Below are 13,673 nucleotides of genomic sequence, written 5' to 3'. Positions count from 1 at the left end.
GTGGCGGGACGCGAGTCCAGGACGGAGCCAGGCAGCATGACCTCCCCCCTCAGTGGCGGCGCTGACACCGGTGGCAGCGGCGGCACCGGCAGCCCCTTCTTGAAGATCGACACGAGCAGGCCCCATCCCGCCCGTATGTACGACTACTTCCTCGGCGGCAAGGACCACTACGAGGTCGACCGGGACGCCGCCGAGCAGTTCATCAAGGCGGCCCCGGAGGTGCGCGACGGCGTCCGCGCCAACCGGCACTTCATGCACCGGGCGGTCCGGCACGTCGTCGCGGAGGGCGGCGTCCGGCAGATCCTCGACATCGGCACGGGTCTGCCCACCGAACCCAACGTGCACCAGATCGCGCACGCCGTCGCCCCGGGGACGCGCGTCGCCTACGTCGACAACGACCCGATCGTCAGCACCCACTCGATGGCCCTGATGGCCGACAGCGACACCGGCAGCGACACGGCCGTGGTCCTGGCGGACCTGCGCGATCCCCGCGCTGTCCTGGACCATCCCGACGTCCGCCGGCTCATCGACTTCGACGAGCCCGTGGCCCTGCTGCTGGTGGCGGTCGTGCACTTCCTCGCCGAGGCGGACGACCCGGACGCCGTCGTCGCGACGCTGCGGGACGCGCTGCCGACCGGTTCCTATCTCGTGCTGTCGCACGCCACGGGGGACTTCCACGAGGACCGGCGCGAGGGCGCGGCCTCCGTCTACGACAAGGCCAGCGCCTCCATGAACCTGCGCAGCCACGCGCGGGTGCTGGACTTCTTCGGCGACTTCACGCTCCTCGACCCGGGTCTGGTCACGGTCCCGCACTGGCGCGCGCCGGAGCCGCCGCACGCGGACGCCCCGCCGATCGGGATCTACGGCGGGGTGGCCCGCAAGGACGGCTGACCGGCGGGCGCCGGGCCCCTCACCTGAGGGGCGCCGTCTCCAGGAGGGCGTGGGCCAGGTCGGCCGCGGGGGCGGCGGTCTGCTCCGCGACCCGGCGGAAGGTGTCCTGGGCGGCGCGGGCCGGCCAGTCCGGCGGAAGGTGACGGGCGGGCAGCCGGGGGTCCGCCCGGATCGTCCGGAGCCATTCGCCGACCAGGAGCAGGCGGGTGGCGAGCGGGTCCTCGCCCGGACCGGCGGCAGGCCGGGCCGTCCAGCGCTTGTCGAAGGAGACGTAGCGGGCGGCGACGCTCTCCAGGTCCCAGGTGTCCCGGACCATGAGGCCGATGTCGGTGGCCTCGTCGGCGGAGGCGTGGAAGATCTTGACGTGGGCGGTCAGGCCCAGTTCGGCGACGACCGCGGCGACGTCGACCCGGCCCGGCGCGATCCACAGCCCGCTGTAGAGCGCGCCGAACCCGGACCAGGCGAGCCGTGAGCGCAGGTCGTGGCGGTCGCGCTGGCGGGACTCGGGGAGCGAGAAGCCGAGCAGGGTCCAGTCGCCGTCCCAGTCGTCGTTGACGGCGCCCTCGCGCCAGATACGGGTACGGCCGTCCTCCAGGACGCGGGTCGCCTGCCCGGTCAGGCCGAAGTACATCCGGCGGCCCTCGCGCTGCCGCCGCAGCAGGCCGCGGCCGACCATGCGGGTCAGCGTGGACCGTACGGCCTGTTCGCCGACACCGACCCGGCCGAGCACGTCGATGATGCTGCCCGAGTAGACGCAGAGGTCACCCTCGTCGAGCACGTGGTTGCCGAAGAAGGCGAGCATGAGCGACTGGGGGCGCAGCTGCGGGGTGCCGCCGTCCGAGGTGCCCGGCAGGTCGTCGGACAGGCCGACGGGAAGGTCGTCCCGCAGGTCGTGCGGCAGGGTGTCCGGGATGTCGTCGTCCTCCACGAAGCAAAGGGTACGGCCGCCCGCCAGGAGCGCGGCGGGCGGCCACGGGGGCCGTCGGGCCCTGTGACCACGGGGCCCGGGGGCCGGGAGGCCAGGGCCAGGAGGCCGGGGCCAGGGCCTGGGCCTGGGCCGGGAGGCCGGGGCCGGGGGCGGGGCCCGGAGGCCGGGGGGTTGGCGGCGTCCGGTGTGGGGGCGTGTACCGGGGGCGCGGCGCGGCCGGGGCGTCAGGCGGAGATCTCCTGCGTGCGGGAGGCCTCGGCGGTCGCGGCCGGACCGCTGAGGGACGTCCGGCTGGTCTCGCGCACGAAGAGGACGGTCACCGCGGTGACAGCGGCGCCGCCGCAGAGCAGCAGCGAGACGGGGGTGCTGCTGCCGGTCCCCGCCACCAGGCTGCCCGCGATCATCGGGGAGAACCCTGCACCCACGAGGGTGGCGCCCTGGTAGCCGAGGGAGGCGCCGGTGTAGCGGACCCGGGTGCCGAACATCTCGGTGAGCAGGGCGCCCAGCGGGCCGTACATCAGGGACTGGGCGATGCCGTGGCCGAGGACGACGGCGAGGATCAGCAGCCCGGGCGACTTCGAGTCGACCAGCGCCATCACGGGGAAGGCGAGCGCGGCCGAGGCGATCGCTCCGGCCAGGACCACCGGACGGCGGCCCACCCGGTCGGAGAGCACGCAGGCACAGGGCAGCACGACCAGCGCGACCGTGGCGGACACCGTGAGCGCGGTGAGCACCTGCGGCCGGGCGTAGCCGATGCCGGTCGCGTAGGCGATCAGATAGCTGGTGAGCAGCGACTGCGCGGTGAACGCCCCGATGCCGACCCCGCAGGCCAGCAGCACGGGACGGGGACGCCGCAGCACCTCGGCGATCGGCAGCCGCGCCTCGGCGCGGTCCTTCTTCACCTCGGCGAACAGCGGGCTCTCGACGACCTTGAGACGGACGAACAGCCCGACGCCGAGCAGCACCGCGCTCAGCAGGAACGGCACCCGCCAGCCCCAGGCCGTGAACTCGTCCTTCGGCAGGGCGACGACGACCGTGACGACGGCGGTGGAGAGCAGGGAGCCGAGCGGGGCCCCCGACTGGGTGAAGCCGGACCACAGTCCGCGCCGGCGCTCGCCCGCGTGCTCGACGACCATCAGGGTGGCGCCGCCCCACTCACCGCCGATGGCGACGCCCTGGACGACGCGCAGGGTGATGAGCAGCACCGGCGCCCAGACGCCGATCGTGGCGTAGGTGGGCAGCAGCCCGACCAGGAAGCTCGCGCCGCCCATCAGCCCCATGGTGAGCAGCAGCATCGACTTGCGGCCGAGCCGGTCGCCGAAGTGCCCGAAGAGGATGCCGCCGAGCGGGCGGGCGACATAGCCGGCGGCGAAGGTGCCGAACGCGGCGATCGTGCCGACGGCGGGGTCCGCGCCGGGGAAGAACAGTTCGCCGAAGACCAGGGCGGCGACGGTTCCGTAGACGAGGAAGTCGTAGAACTCCACGGCGGTGCCGAGCAGTCCGGAAGCGGCGACCATGCGCAGCTGCCGGGTTCGTCCGGCGGCCGAGGAGGGGGATCCGAGGGGTGCGGGTGACGTGGGGGACGGGGGCATCGCGGTCTCCCTTGACCGGGGGAAGGAGGAGCTGACCGCGAAGTTAGGCCTTCGAGTAACTGCCGTCAATAAAGTGCACAACATTGGCCCATGACGCGGGCCGCCGCCCGCCTCACCCCGCCGACCACGGCGCGGCGTTCGCCCGTTGAGTCCAGTCCACCGCGCCGGAGGCGCCCACTCCGCCGAATCTGGGGACGGGGCGCGTCCGTCGCGCCCCGCCCATCGAGCAGCGGAGGTCCCGGTGAGCGGTTGCGCCGAACGCGTGCGGATCGCGGTCATCGGGGACTGCCCCGTCTTCCGGCACGGCATCTCGAACCTGATCGGCACCGCTCCCGACCTCCACCTGGTCGCGACCGCGCCGTCGGTCGAGAGCGTGGACGGCGGTCTGCGCGGCGCGCACGTCGTCCTGATGGACCTCCAGCAGTCCGCCCCGAGGCTCGCCGCGACGGTGACGAAGCTGCGGAGGAGGGGGCATTCCGTCCTCGTGGTGTCGTCCTCACCGCACCTGGACGCGGTGCAGGCGATCCAGGCGGGCGCGAGCGGCTATCTGAGCCGGCAGGCGGAGGCGCACGAAATGCTGACCGCCATCCGGACCGTGGGCGCGGGCCGCAGTTATGTCTCCGCGCCCGCCAGCGACCTGGTAGGGAATTCTCCCCGTTTCACCGACCGGGAGCAGGAAATCCTGCGGCTTCTCGCCAATGGTTCAACGGACCACGAAATCGCCGCCGAATTGGGCATCAGCAAACACACCGTCCATTCGCATCTCGACCGGATCGGCGAGAAAACGGGCTGCCGACGCCGGCCCGACCTGACCCGGATCGCCCTGGAAAACGGCCTCACTGACCCCTCATGATTCCCAGTGTGGGCATTTCTACCCCGTTGGCCCTGGGTAATCGTCACCCTTGACCCAGGTGAGGCGGAGCGAGACCTTTACAGAGGATCATTCACACATGCGGGAATCAGCTGGGAGAGGTTCATGCTTAATCGTCTCGCAATTCTCACCGTCGCGACACTACTTCCTCTGGGGGGAGGCGCCTCGCTTGCGATGGCCAGTCAGGCAGCCCCTGCCCCTCTTGCCCCCGTCACCATCACAGGGACAGTCGACGACTGCGATAGCGGCTCTTCGCCCACCAAGGTAACGGTGTCGACGACCCATGGCTCCCAGACCGACGCCAAGGGAGTCAAGAACTCCAATGAATACTCCGTAACCTTCAAGAACATCCCCAAGAAGGGCAGAGATGCGAAGGCTACCGTGACCTGCGCAGACAAGACCAAATACACGCAGGAATTCCGCATCGACGGAGGACCTGACGCAACCCCGGTGACGCAGGAAGTAAATCTCGAGCCCGAGTAGGACTGGACCGGTTGCGGCCGGGCCGGGTTTCGCTACGGTGTAACCCGGCCCGGCTGGCTGCCCGCCCCGTCACAACCCCCCGCCCACCGTGAACCCGATGACCGAGCCGCCTCCCGCCCGCCGGTGTGCGAACGGCGCGCCCTCGTGGGCGAGGGCCACCTCGCGGACGATCGACAGGCCCAGGCCCGAGCCGGGCAGGGAGCGGGCGTCGGCCGCGCGGTAGAAGCGGTCGAAGACGCGGGTCAGGTCGGACTCGGCGATACCGGGACCCCGGTCGAGGACCTCGACGCGGACGACCCCCGGCCGCGACGGCCCGGTGACGGCGATCTCGACGGGCGCCCCGCCCCCGCGGTCGAACTTGGTCGCGTTCTCCACGAGGTTGGACACCGCCCGCTGGAGCATGGCCGGCCGCCCGTAGAGGGTGGTGTCCCCGCTCGCCCGGACCAGGACCGGCCGTCCGGTGCGGCGCCGGGCGAGACCGGCGACCTCCTCCGCGAGGTCGGCGAGATCCAGCTTCCGCGGCGGTTCCGTGTCGGACTGGCCGGCCGCGAGGTCGACCAGCTCGTTGACCAGGTCGGTCAGCTCGCGGGCCTCCTGGCTCAGGTCCGCCACCAGTTCGTCGCGGGTGTCCGGGGGCAGTTCGTCGATGCGGCGCAGCAGCGAGATGTTGGTGCGCAGCGAGGTCAGCGGGGTGCGCAGTTCGTGCCCCGCGTCCTGGACCAGCCGGCGCTGGTCCTCCTCCGACTGGGCGAGCCGGCCGAGCATGCGGTCGAAGGCACGGCCCAGCCGGCCCACCTCGTCATGACCGGTGACCGGCACCTGCACACCGAGCCTTCGGGTGCGGGCGACGTCCTCGGCGGCGGTGGTGAGGATCACCAGGCGGTGGGTGATGCGCCGGGCCAGCCACCAGCCGAACAGGCCCGCCGCCGTCACCACCGCGATCATCAGAATGAGCGTGCGCTGCTGGAGCGCCCTCAGCAGGTCCTCGGTGTCGCTGAACTCCTGGGCCACCTGCACCGCGCCCCGGCCGCCGCCCAGGGAGACCGTCGCGACACGGTAGACGTCGCTGCCGACGTCGACGTCCTTGTGGACGACGATCCGCCCGGCCTGCGCCGCCGTCGCGATCGTGCGGTCGGCGGGCACGACGGGCAGTCCGGGGCTGCCGCGGTCCACGACCGAGCCGTCCGGGCCGAGCACCTGCACGTCCGTGCGGGCCGGCCGCACGATGTCGTGCCCCGGAGCCGACGAGGAGAAGTCCTCCGCCGCCATCCGGTGGTCGCGCACCTCGTCCCGCAGGTCCTGCACGACCTCGTCGAAGACCGACTCCTGGTCGACCCGGACCAGCCGCGCGGCGGCCGAGTACGACAGCACGCCGACCAGCACGGTGACCGCGGCGGTCACGGCGGCGAAGGACACCGCGAAGGTGGTGCGCAGCGACACCAGCTTCGGCCGCGGCCGGGCCAGCAGCCGGCGCAGGCGATGCGCGGGACGCGCGGGATCGGCGGGGCGCGGCGGCTCCGGTGAACGCGTACGCCTCACGCGCGTCCCCGTCCCTCAGTCCTCCCGCAGCACGTAACCCACCCCGCGCACGGTGTGGATCAGCTGCGGGGCGCCGGGCTGGTCGAGCTTGCGGCGCAGGTAGCCGACGTAGACGGCGAGGTTCTTGGAGCCGGGACCGAAGTCGTAGCCCCAGATGCGGTCGTAGATCGTGGAGTGGTCCAGGACTATCCCGGCGTTGCGCGCGAGCAGTTCCAGCAGCTCGAACTCGGTCCGGGTCAGCTCCAGCTCCCGCTCGCCCCGCCAGGCCCGGCGCGCCTGCGGGTCCATCCGCAGTCCGGCCGCCTCGATGTGCCGTTCGGGCGCCCGCTTCGGCACGTCGGGCACCGGTGCGGGGGTCTCGGGGACACCGTCGGGGTTGGTGCGGCGCAGCAGCGCCCGCAGCCGGGCGAAGACCTCCTCGACGTCGAACGGCTTCACGACGTAGTCGTCGGCGCCCGCGTCGAGCCCGGCGATCCGGTCGGCGGTCTCGACCAGCGCGGTGAGCATCAGGATGGGTGTGCGGTCGCCCTCGGCACGCAGCACCCGGCAGACCTGGAGGCCGTCGATCCCGGGCATCATCACGTCGAGGACGAGCACGTCGGGCGGGTTCTTGTGGGCGTGCGCGAGCGCCTCGACGCCGTCGGCCACCGCGGTGACCCGGTAGCCCTCCAGGGCCAGGGCCCGCTCCAGGGCGTTGCGGATGGCACGGTCGTCTTCGGCGAGCAGCACGGTGGGAGGCACCCGGCCAGTCTGCCAAGGCATCCGGCGGTTGGGCCGGGGGGAGGGTCGTACGGTCACCCTTCTTACTGGGCTCTCACCGTTCGGGTGAACGTGTTCCGGGGGCTGCCGCCCCCGGGCCCCGGCATCGGCCCTGGACGGGCCTCGTCCTCAATCGCCGCACGGGCTGGAGGGGGCTGCCCCGGACGGGCTGGAGGGCCCGTCCGGGGCTCGGGAGGCTCCGGTCGGGGGTTACCGGGTGGCCAGGGCCGCCAGCTGGTCGGCGAAGGGGACCACCGTGAACCCGCCGTCCCCGGCCTTCTCGGCGCTCCCGTCCCTGTCGTCGCCGTCGTGCCCGTCGTGCTTCGGCGGTGCGGACAGGCCCGTCATCAGGGTCGCCAGCTCTCCCGCCGCCCGCTCGATCCGCTCGGGCAGGCCCTCCGCGCCCCAGTCCTCCGAGGCGGCGTAGACCGCGGTGGGGACGACGACCGCGCGCAGGTAGGAGAAGAGCGGCCGCAGGGCGTGTTCGAGCACCAGCGAGTGCCGGGCGGAGCCGCCCGTGGCCGCGATCAGCACCGGCTTGCCGGTCAGCGCGTCCGGGTCGAGCACGTCGAAGAACGACTTGAACAGGCCGCTGTAGGAGGCGGAGAAGACGGGCGTGACGACGATCAGCCCGTCCGCCTCCGTCACCGACTCCAGCGCGGCCGCCAGCTTCCGGCCGGGGAAGCCGTTGGTGAAGTTGTGGGCGATCTCGACGGCGAGGTCGCGCAGCTCCACGACCTCGACCCGCGCCGGGGTCCGCCCGGCGGTCGCGGCCGCGAGCCGGTCGGCCAGCAGCCGGGTCGACGACGGGACGCTCAGCCCCGCCGAGACGACGACGAGCTTCATGCGACGTCCCCTCCTTCCCCGGAGGTCCCGGCGGTCCGCGCGGTCCGCGCGGCCGCGAGCAGAGACTCGTGGGTCGGCGCGTCCGGCACCTCGGCCGGCCGTCCGACGGCGAACTCCTTGCGCAGCACCGGGACGACCTCCTCGCCGAGCAGGTCGAGCTGCTCGAGCACGGTCTTCAGCGGCAGCCCCGCGTGGTCCAGCAGGAACAGCTGGCGCTGGTAGTCGCCCGCGTACTCACGGAACTTGAGCGTCTTCTCGATGACCTGTTCCGGCGTGCCGACGGTCAGCGGGGTCTGGTCGGTGAAGTCCTCCAGGGAGGGCCCGTGACCGTAGACCGGCGCGTTGTCGAAGTACGGCCGGAACTCGCGCACCGCGTCCTGCGAGTTCTTCCGCATGAACACCTGCCCGCCGAGTCCGACGATGGCCTGCTCGGGCGTGCCGTGGCCGTAGTGCGCGTACCGGGCGCGGTACAGCTCGACCATCCGCTTGGTGTGGTCGGCCGGCCAGAAGATGTTGTTGTGGAAGAAGCCGTCGCCGTAGAACGCGGCCTGCTCGGCGATCTCGGGCGAGCGGATGGAGCCGTGCCAGACGAACGGCGGCACGTCGTCCAGCGGGCGGGGGGTGGAGGTGAAGCCCTGGAGGGCGGTGCGGAACTTGCCCTCCCAGTCGACGACGTCCTCACGCCACAGCCTGCGCAGCAGCGCGTAGTTCTCGATGGCGAGGTTGATGCCCTGCCGGATGTCCTGGCCGAACCAGGGGTAGACCGGCCCGGTGTTCCCGCGGCCCATCATGACGTCGACCCGGCCGTCGGCCAGGTGCTGGAGCATCGCGAAGTCCTCCGCGATCTTCACCGGGTCGTTGGTCGTGATGAGGGTGGTGGAGGTGGAGAGGACCAGCTTCTCCGTCCGCGCGGCTATGTAGCCGAGCATCGTCGTCGGGGACGACGGGACGAAGGGCGGGTTGTGGTGCTCACCGGTGGCGAAGACGTCGAGGCCGACCTCCTCGGCCTTCAGCGCGATGGCGACCATGGCCTTGATCCGCTCGCGCTCGGTCGGCGTACGGCCCGTGGTGGGGTCCGGCGTGACATCGCCGACGCTGAAGATCCCGAACTGCATGGTCGCTCAACCTCCAAAGTTGTTGACCGTTAAACTATACCGCCCCAACGGCATCCCCTCTCCGTCTATTCCGCCGCGCACCCGGCTGTCGGTACCCCGTTCTACGATCCGGAGATGGGCACCCCACGCCGTGACGCCTCCCCCCGTGACGCCTCACCCCGGGACACCCCACGCCGTGACACCCGGGGCATCGTCGACGCGGCTGACTTCCTCGCGCGCGTGCGCTTCCGGCGCCCCGAGGCGGCAGCGGCCCTGCGCCCATGGGTCGAGCACTACTGGCTGATCGACTGGGACCTGACCGAGCCGTACGTCTCCCACGTGGTCCCGCACCCCGCGGTGCACCTCGTGTTCCAGCGGTTCGAGGGCCAGGAGCCCTTCGCCGAGATCGCCGGCGTGCAGCAGGGCCTGTTCGCCCAGAAACTGGAGGGGCGCGGGCGGGTCTGCGGCGTCAAGTTCCGGCCGGGCGGCTTCCGCCCCTTCGCCCCGGACCACCCCGTCTCGCACTGGACGGGCCGCCGGATCCACCTCACCGGCACCGATCCGGCGCGGGTCCTCGCCCCGGCGGACGAGAGCGAGCGGGTGGCCGCCCTCGACGCCCACCTGCTGGCCCTCGCCCCCCGCCCCGACCCGCAGGCGGACCTGGCCATGACCCTCGTCGCACGGGTGCGCGCCGACCGCGCCGTGCGCAGGGTGGCCGACCTGGCGGACGACGCGGGTCTTTCGGTACGGCTGCTCCAGCGCCTGTTCGCCGCCTACGTGGGGGTCGGCCCGAAGTGGGTGATCCTGCGCTACCGCATCCACGAGGCGCTGGAGCGGGCGGAGACACAGGAGGCCGTGGACTGGGCGGCCCTGGCCGCGGACCTGGGCTACGCCGACCAGGCACACCTGGTGCGCGACTTCACCGCGACGGTCGGCGTCCCCCCGGCGACCTACGCACGACACCGCACCGCCTAGACCCGGCACCACCCGGAGCCCGCACGGCCCAGCCCCGGCCCGGCCCGCACCCGGCACAGCACGGCACGGCCCGGACCCGGCACCACCCGCACCCGGCGCGGCCCGACACCGCTATCACCCGGCACCGCCCGGCCCCGGCCCGGCCCGCACCCGGCACAGCACGGCACGGCGCGGCGCGGACCCGTCCAGCCCCGGCACGGCACGGCACCGCCCGGCCCCGGATTCGGCACGGCACGGACCCGGCAAGGCACGGCACGGCCCGTCGCCGCCCAAGCACCCGCCGTGCCCCGGGCGCACCGCACCGGAACCCGTGCGGGCGGGCGCTACGGGACGATGACCAGCCGTCCGCGCAGGCCGCCCTCGGCCAGCCGGGCGTGCGCCTCGGCGGCGTCGGCCAGCGCGTAGGTGCCGGCGACCCGCAGGGTCAGTTCGCCCGCGTCGACCGCCCGCACCAGTTCCGCGAGCCGCACGCCGTCCGAGGCCACCTCCACCGCGGTGGTCCGCACCCCCCGCTCCGCGGCGGGCTGCGCCTGCGGGATCACCCCCGCGTACGCGCCCCCGTCCCGCACGGACGCGAGCGCCTCGGAGCCGAGCACCGCCGCGTCCAGCACGGCATCGAAACCGCCCGCGCCGTCCGCGCCACCCGCGCCGTCCACCAAGCGCGTGGCTCCCAGCGAACGGACGAACTCCTCGTCCTGCGCCCTGGCCAGCGCGGCGACCTTCACACCCCGGCGCGCGGCGATCTCGACGGCGTATCCGCCGACCGCTCCCGCGCCCCCGGTCACCAGCAGCGAGTCCCCGGGCGCCAGGTCCAGCAGGTCGAGCGCCTGCACGGCGGTCAGCGCGTTCAGCGGGAGGGTCGCCGCGTGCACCGCGTCCACCGAGCCGGGGGCGAGCGCCACCGCGTCCGTGTCGACGACGACGTACTCCGCGTGCGCGCCGAGCGGGGCGGCCACCCCGTGGGCGAGCGCCACGACCTCCTCCCCCGCGCTCCACGCGGCGGCCGGCCCCACCGCGTCGACGGTCCCGGCCACGTCCCAGCCCAGCCCGATCTGCCGGCCCGCACCACCGAAGATCCCGGCACGCACCCCGGCGTCCACCGGGTTCAGCGCGGACGCCGTCACCTTGATCCGGACCTGGCGCGCGCCCGGCTCCGGCAGTTCCACGTCGACGATCTCCACGGCCTCGGGTCCACCGAACGCCCGCACCACTGCTGCTCGCATGCCAACTCCCCTGTATTGATGGCTAGTTGGGGGAACCTTCCGGCTCCCTCCGATGGCCACAACACTAGGAAGAGCTACTATCCAGGGGGAAGTAGTTACCTGAAGGTGCCTACGTCACCCGGAGGAGAGCGCCATGGCGACCAGGACCGCCGCCCAGCAGCGTGAGCAGGCCCGTAGCGCGTACGACGCGTTCCTGCGCGACTGCCCGACCAACCAGCTCCTGGACCGCCTCAGCGACAAGTGGGTCAGCCTGGTCGTCTCGGCCCTGGCCCCCGGCCCCCTGCGCTACAGCGACCTGGCCCGCAGGATCGCCGGCGTCAGCCCCAAGATGCTGACCCAGACCCTGCGCACCCTGGAGCGCGACGGCATCCTGACCCGCACGGTCACGCCGTCCGTCCCGGTCCGCGTCGACTACGAACTGACCCCCCTCGGCCGCAATCTCGCGCTGCTGCTGACGGCCGTCAAGGACTGGGCGGAGAACCACTTCGACGAGGTCCACGCGGCCCGCCTGCGCTACGACGCGGACAACACCGGCGCCTGACCCGCGCCGCCCGCCCGGCGGCACGCGGCACGCGGCACCGCCTCAGCCGCTGCCGAGCGGCAGGGCGTCCATGTAGCTGTTGGAGGGCTTCGCGACCTTCGTCACGCCGTGCGCCGTCAACGAGACCGCCGCCGAGGACGTCCCCAGCGTCCCGCTGCCGTGCCAGGTTCCCGTGACGTTCACCCAGGTGTCGGCCTTCGGCGCCGCGACGCCCTGGACCAGCACCTTCACGGACGAGGCGTCCGCGGCGCAGCAGCTGACGACGATCCGGGTCAGGTACCAGCCGTCCTGTCCCCGCGCGGCCGGGCTGACGAAGCCGGTCATCACGACCGCGCGGCCGCGCAGGGCCAGCGAACGGTCCTGCTGCACCCGCATCGTGAAGTCGGTGAGCGTGATCGGCAGCGGGGAGGTCGCGGGAAGCGGGTCGAAGGCGTCCTCCTGCACGGCGACGGCCTTCGCGGGCTCCCGGGAAGCCGTGTACGAGCCCAGCGCGGGAGGCGCGTAGAAGAGCAGGCTCAGCACCGGCAGGAACAGCAGCCACGCGACCCGCGGAACACGCGAGTGGTCGTGCCCGTGCCCGTGCCCGTCCCCGGACTCCTGCCCGTGCCCGTCCCCGAGCTCCTGCCCGCCCCCGGTGTGTCCCGTGTCGCCGTCCGCCCGGTGGCGGTGGCCCGCGTCGGCACGCGCCGTGCGGCCGGGCCCCGTGTGCCCCGCGTGCTCCGTCTCCGGCGGTGCGGCCCACGCCTCCGCGACGCCCAGGGCCACCAGGAGCAGCCCGGAGGCGACCAGCAGGGGCCGCATCCCCTCCTTGACGAACCGCAGGTACTCGTCCGTGAACAGCGAGGTGTGCAACAGCCCCAGCCCGGCCAGCACCAGCAGGCCCACCTGCACGAACCGCCTCACAGCAGCACCCCTCCGATCAGCGCGCTGCACGCCACGGCGACCACCGCCGTGGCCGACGAGAACCGCACCGCGAAGGCCCGTCCGAACGTCCCCGCCTGGAGCGCGATCAGCTTCAGGTCGACCATCGGCCCCACCACCATGAACGCCAGCCGCGCGACCGGCGAGAACCCCGTCAGCGAGGCCGCCACGAACGCGTCCGCCTCGCTGCACACCGCCAGCACGACCGCCAGCGCCGCCAGGAACAGCACCGACAGCCACGGCGAACCCGCGAAGGTGTCGAGCAGGGTGCGGGGCACCGCCACGTTGAACGTGGCCGCCGCCATCGCTCCCACCACCAGGAATCCCCCCGCGTGCAGGAAGTCGTGCTGGAAGCCGCGGCGGAACTCCGTGAAGCGGCTGCGCCCCGCGATGTGGCCGGTGTGGCGCGCGACGGTGGGCCGCAGCCACTCCTCCCGGCCCAGCCAGAGCCACAGCCAGCCCATCGCCGCGGCGGTGACCAGCGAGGCGAGGAGCCGGGCGAGGACCATCTCCGGATCGCCCGGGAAGGCGACGGCCGTGGCCGTCAGCACCACCGGGTTCACGGCGGGCGCCGACAGCAGGAACGCGAACGCGGCCGCCGGTGTGACCCCCCGTCCGATCAGGCTGTTCGCCACCGGCACCGACGCGCACTCACAGCCCGGCAGCACCACACCGGCCACCCCCGCGACCGGCACGGCCAGCGCGGCCCGCTTCGGCAGCAGCCGGCCGAAGACCCGCGCCGGCACGAACGCGTTGATCGCCCCCGAGAGAGCCGTGCCCAGCAGCAGGAACGGCAGTGCCTGCACGGTCACGGCCAGACACACCGTCCGCCAGGCCTGCACCGCCGGCTCGTCCAGCGAGCGGCCCACGAGCACCAGCAGCAGACCCGGCACCACCGCCGCGCCCAGCAGCAACAGCGGCCAGTGCCGGGGCAGTTCACGCCCCGGGCGGGCGTCCTGCGCCGTCCCCGCCCCGGCCGCCGCCGCGGACGGCCGTATGTCCGTCTCCAT

At 73.2% G+C, this 13,673-nt stretch carries 14 protein-coding genes; 5 read left to right on the top strand and 9 right to left on the bottom strand.

Annotated elements, in window-relative coordinates:
* Positions 1–36 precede the first annotated feature (36 nt).
* Positions 37–891 carry an SAM-dependent methyltransferase gene (locus Saso_RS21165; protein ID WP_189925501.1) on the top strand — a complete coding sequence of 285 codons (855 nt, stop codon included), beginning with the start codon at positions 37–39 and terminating at the stop codon, positions 889–891.
* A 19-nt stretch (positions 892–910) separates the two neighbouring features.
* Here the strand turns inward: Saso_RS21165 and Saso_RS21160 are convergent, their stop codons facing one another.
* Together Saso_RS21160 and Saso_RS21155 are read right to left on the bottom strand one after the other, a co-directional pair.
* A complete protein-coding gene (locus tag Saso_RS21160) occupies positions 911–1,693 on the bottom strand; it encodes a PaaX family transcriptional regulator (protein ID WP_189925576.1) in 783 nt (260 codons plus the stop codon).
* A gap of 350 nt (positions 1,694–2,043) precedes the next feature.
* The gene (locus Saso_RS21155; RefSeq protein ID WP_189925503.1) at positions 2,044–3,411 is read right to left on the bottom strand and encodes an MFS transporter; all 1,368 of its coding nucleotides are present in this window, start codon (positions 3,409–3,411) and stop codon (positions 2,044–2,046) included.
* Positions 3,412–3,652: 241 nt separating this feature from the next.
* Here Saso_RS21155 and Saso_RS21150 point away from each other — a divergent pair, with 241 nt between their 5' ends.
* Together Saso_RS21150 and Saso_RS21145 are read left to right on the top strand one after the other, a co-directional pair.
* Positions 3,653–4,264 (top strand): LuxR C-terminal-related transcriptional regulator, encoded by a 612-nt coding sequence (locus Saso_RS21150; protein ID WP_189925504.1) that lies wholly within the window; start codon positions 3,653–3,655, stop codon positions 4,262–4,264.
* A gap of 123 nt (positions 4,265–4,387) precedes the next feature.
* Positions 4,388–4,765: a hypothetical protein gene (locus Saso_RS21145; protein WP_189925505.1), complete on the top strand. Its 378-nt coding sequence runs from the start codon at positions 4,388–4,390 to the stop codon at positions 4,763–4,765.
* Between the two features lie 69 nt (positions 4,766–4,834).
* Here Saso_RS21145 and Saso_RS21140 read toward each other — a convergent pair whose 3' ends face one another.
* The 4 genes from Saso_RS21140 to Saso_RS21125 all read right to left on the bottom strand — a co-directional run bounded on the left by Saso_RS21140 (position 4,835) and on the right by Saso_RS21125 (position 9,024).
* Complete coding sequence (locus tag Saso_RS21140; RefSeq protein ID WP_189925578.1) at positions 4,835–6,232, bottom strand: sensor histidine kinase; 1,398 nt, start codon at positions 6,230–6,232, stop codon at positions 4,835–4,837.
* Positions 6,233–6,319: 87 nt separating this feature from the next.
* Positions 6,320–7,066: a response regulator transcription factor gene (locus Saso_RS21135; RefSeq protein WP_307822239.1), complete on the bottom strand. Its 747-nt coding sequence runs from the start codon at positions 7,064–7,066 to the stop codon at positions 6,320–6,322.
* A 207-nt stretch (positions 7,067–7,273) separates the two neighbouring features.
* A complete protein-coding gene (locus Saso_RS21130) occupies positions 7,274–7,909 on the bottom strand; it encodes an FMN reductase (protein WP_189925507.1) in 636 nt (211 codons plus the stop codon).
* The gene (locus tag Saso_RS21125; protein ID WP_189925508.1) at positions 7,906–9,024 is read right to left on the bottom strand and encodes an LLM class flavin-dependent oxidoreductase; all 1,119 of its coding nucleotides are present in this window, start codon (positions 9,022–9,024) and stop codon (positions 7,906–7,908) included. The genes Saso_RS21130 and Saso_RS21125 overlap by 4 nt, the downstream gene beginning before the upstream one ends.
* Positions 9,025–9,138: 114 nt before the next feature.
* On the opposite strand from Saso_RS21125, the gene Saso_RS21120 reads away from it, so the two are divergent.
* Positions 9,139–9,978, top strand: a complete 840-nt coding sequence (locus Saso_RS21120; protein ID WP_189925509.1) for an AraC family transcriptional regulator — start codon at positions 9,139–9,141, stop codon at positions 9,976–9,978.
* Positions 9,979–10,301: 323 nt separating this feature from the next.
* On the opposite strand, the gene Saso_RS21115 is transcribed toward Saso_RS21120, so the two are convergent.
* Positions 10,302–11,201: an NADP-dependent oxidoreductase gene (locus Saso_RS21115; RefSeq protein ID WP_189925510.1), complete on the bottom strand. Its 900-nt coding sequence runs from the start codon at positions 11,199–11,201 to the stop codon at positions 10,302–10,304.
* 133 nt (positions 11,202–11,334) lie between these two features.
* Here Saso_RS21115 and Saso_RS21110 point away from each other — a divergent pair, with 133 nt between their 5' ends.
* Complete coding sequence (locus tag Saso_RS21110; RefSeq protein WP_189925512.1) at positions 11,335–11,742, top strand: winged helix-turn-helix transcriptional regulator; 408 nt, start codon at positions 11,335–11,337, stop codon at positions 11,740–11,742.
* Between the two features lie 42 nt (positions 11,743–11,784).
* Here the strand turns inward: Saso_RS21110 and Saso_RS21105 are convergent, their stop codons facing one another.
* Positions 11,785–12,645: a TIGR03943 family putative permease subunit gene (locus Saso_RS21105; RefSeq protein WP_189925514.1), complete on the bottom strand. Its 861-nt coding sequence runs from the start codon at positions 12,643–12,645 to the stop codon at positions 11,785–11,787.
* Positions 12,642–13,673, bottom strand: coding sequence for a permease (locus tag Saso_RS21100; protein ID WP_229901433.1), 1,032 nt, complete (start codon positions 13,671–13,673; stop codon positions 12,642–12,644). Before Saso_RS21100 ends, Saso_RS21105 begins: the two co-directional genes overlap by 4 nt.

Source organism: Streptomyces asoensis (assembly GCF_016860545.1).
Classification (GTDB): domain Bacteria; phylum Actinomycetota; class Actinomycetes; order Streptomycetales; family Streptomycetaceae; genus Streptomyces; species Streptomyces asoensis.
This window is presented reverse-complemented; position numbering and strand designations above follow the sequence as displayed.

What these genes read in the sequence shown, in the direction of transcription:
- Saso_RS21125 (WP_189925508.1), bottom strand. Translation starts at nt 9,024, where the DNA reads ATGCAGTTCGGGATCTTCAGCGTCGGCGATGTCACGCCGGACCCCACC.
- Saso_RS21165 (WP_189925501.1), top strand. Translation starts at nt 37, where the DNA reads ATGACCTCCCCCCTCAGTGGCGGCGCTGACACCGGTGGCAGCGGCGGC.
- Saso_RS21100 (WP_229901433.1), bottom strand. Translation starts at nt 13,673, where the DNA reads ATGGAGACGGACATACGGCCGTCCGCGGCGGCGGCCGGGGCGGGGACG.
- Saso_RS21120 (WP_189925509.1), top strand. Translation starts at nt 9,139, where the DNA reads ATGGGCACCCCACGCCGTGACGCCTCCCCCCGTGACGCCTCACCCCGG.
- Saso_RS21160 (WP_189925576.1), bottom strand. Translation starts at nt 1,693, where the DNA reads ATGCTCGCCTTCTTCGGCAACCACGTGCTCGACGAGGGTGACCTCTGC.
- Saso_RS21110 (WP_189925512.1), top strand. Translation starts at nt 11,335, where the DNA reads ATGGCGACCAGGACCGCCGCCCAGCAGCGTGAGCAGGCCCGTAGCGCG.
- Saso_RS21135 (WP_307822239.1), bottom strand. Translation starts at nt 7,066, where the DNA reads ATGCCTTGGCAGACTGGCCGGGTGCCTCCCACCGTGCTGCTCGCCGAA.
- Saso_RS21155 (WP_189925503.1), bottom strand. Translation starts at nt 3,411, where the DNA reads ATGCCCCCGTCCCCCACGTCACCCGCACCCCTCGGATCCCCCTCCTCG.
- Saso_RS21115 (WP_189925510.1), bottom strand. Translation starts at nt 11,201, where the DNA reads ATGCGAGCAGCAGTGGTGCGGGCGTTCGGTGGACCCGAGGCCGTGGAG.
- Saso_RS21145 (WP_189925505.1), top strand. Translation starts at nt 4,388, where the DNA reads ATGCTTAATCGTCTCGCAATTCTCACCGTCGCGACACTACTTCCTCTG.
- Saso_RS21130 (WP_189925507.1), bottom strand. Translation starts at nt 7,909, where the DNA reads ATGAAGCTCGTCGTCGTCTCGGCGGGGCTGAGCGTCCCGTCGTCGACC.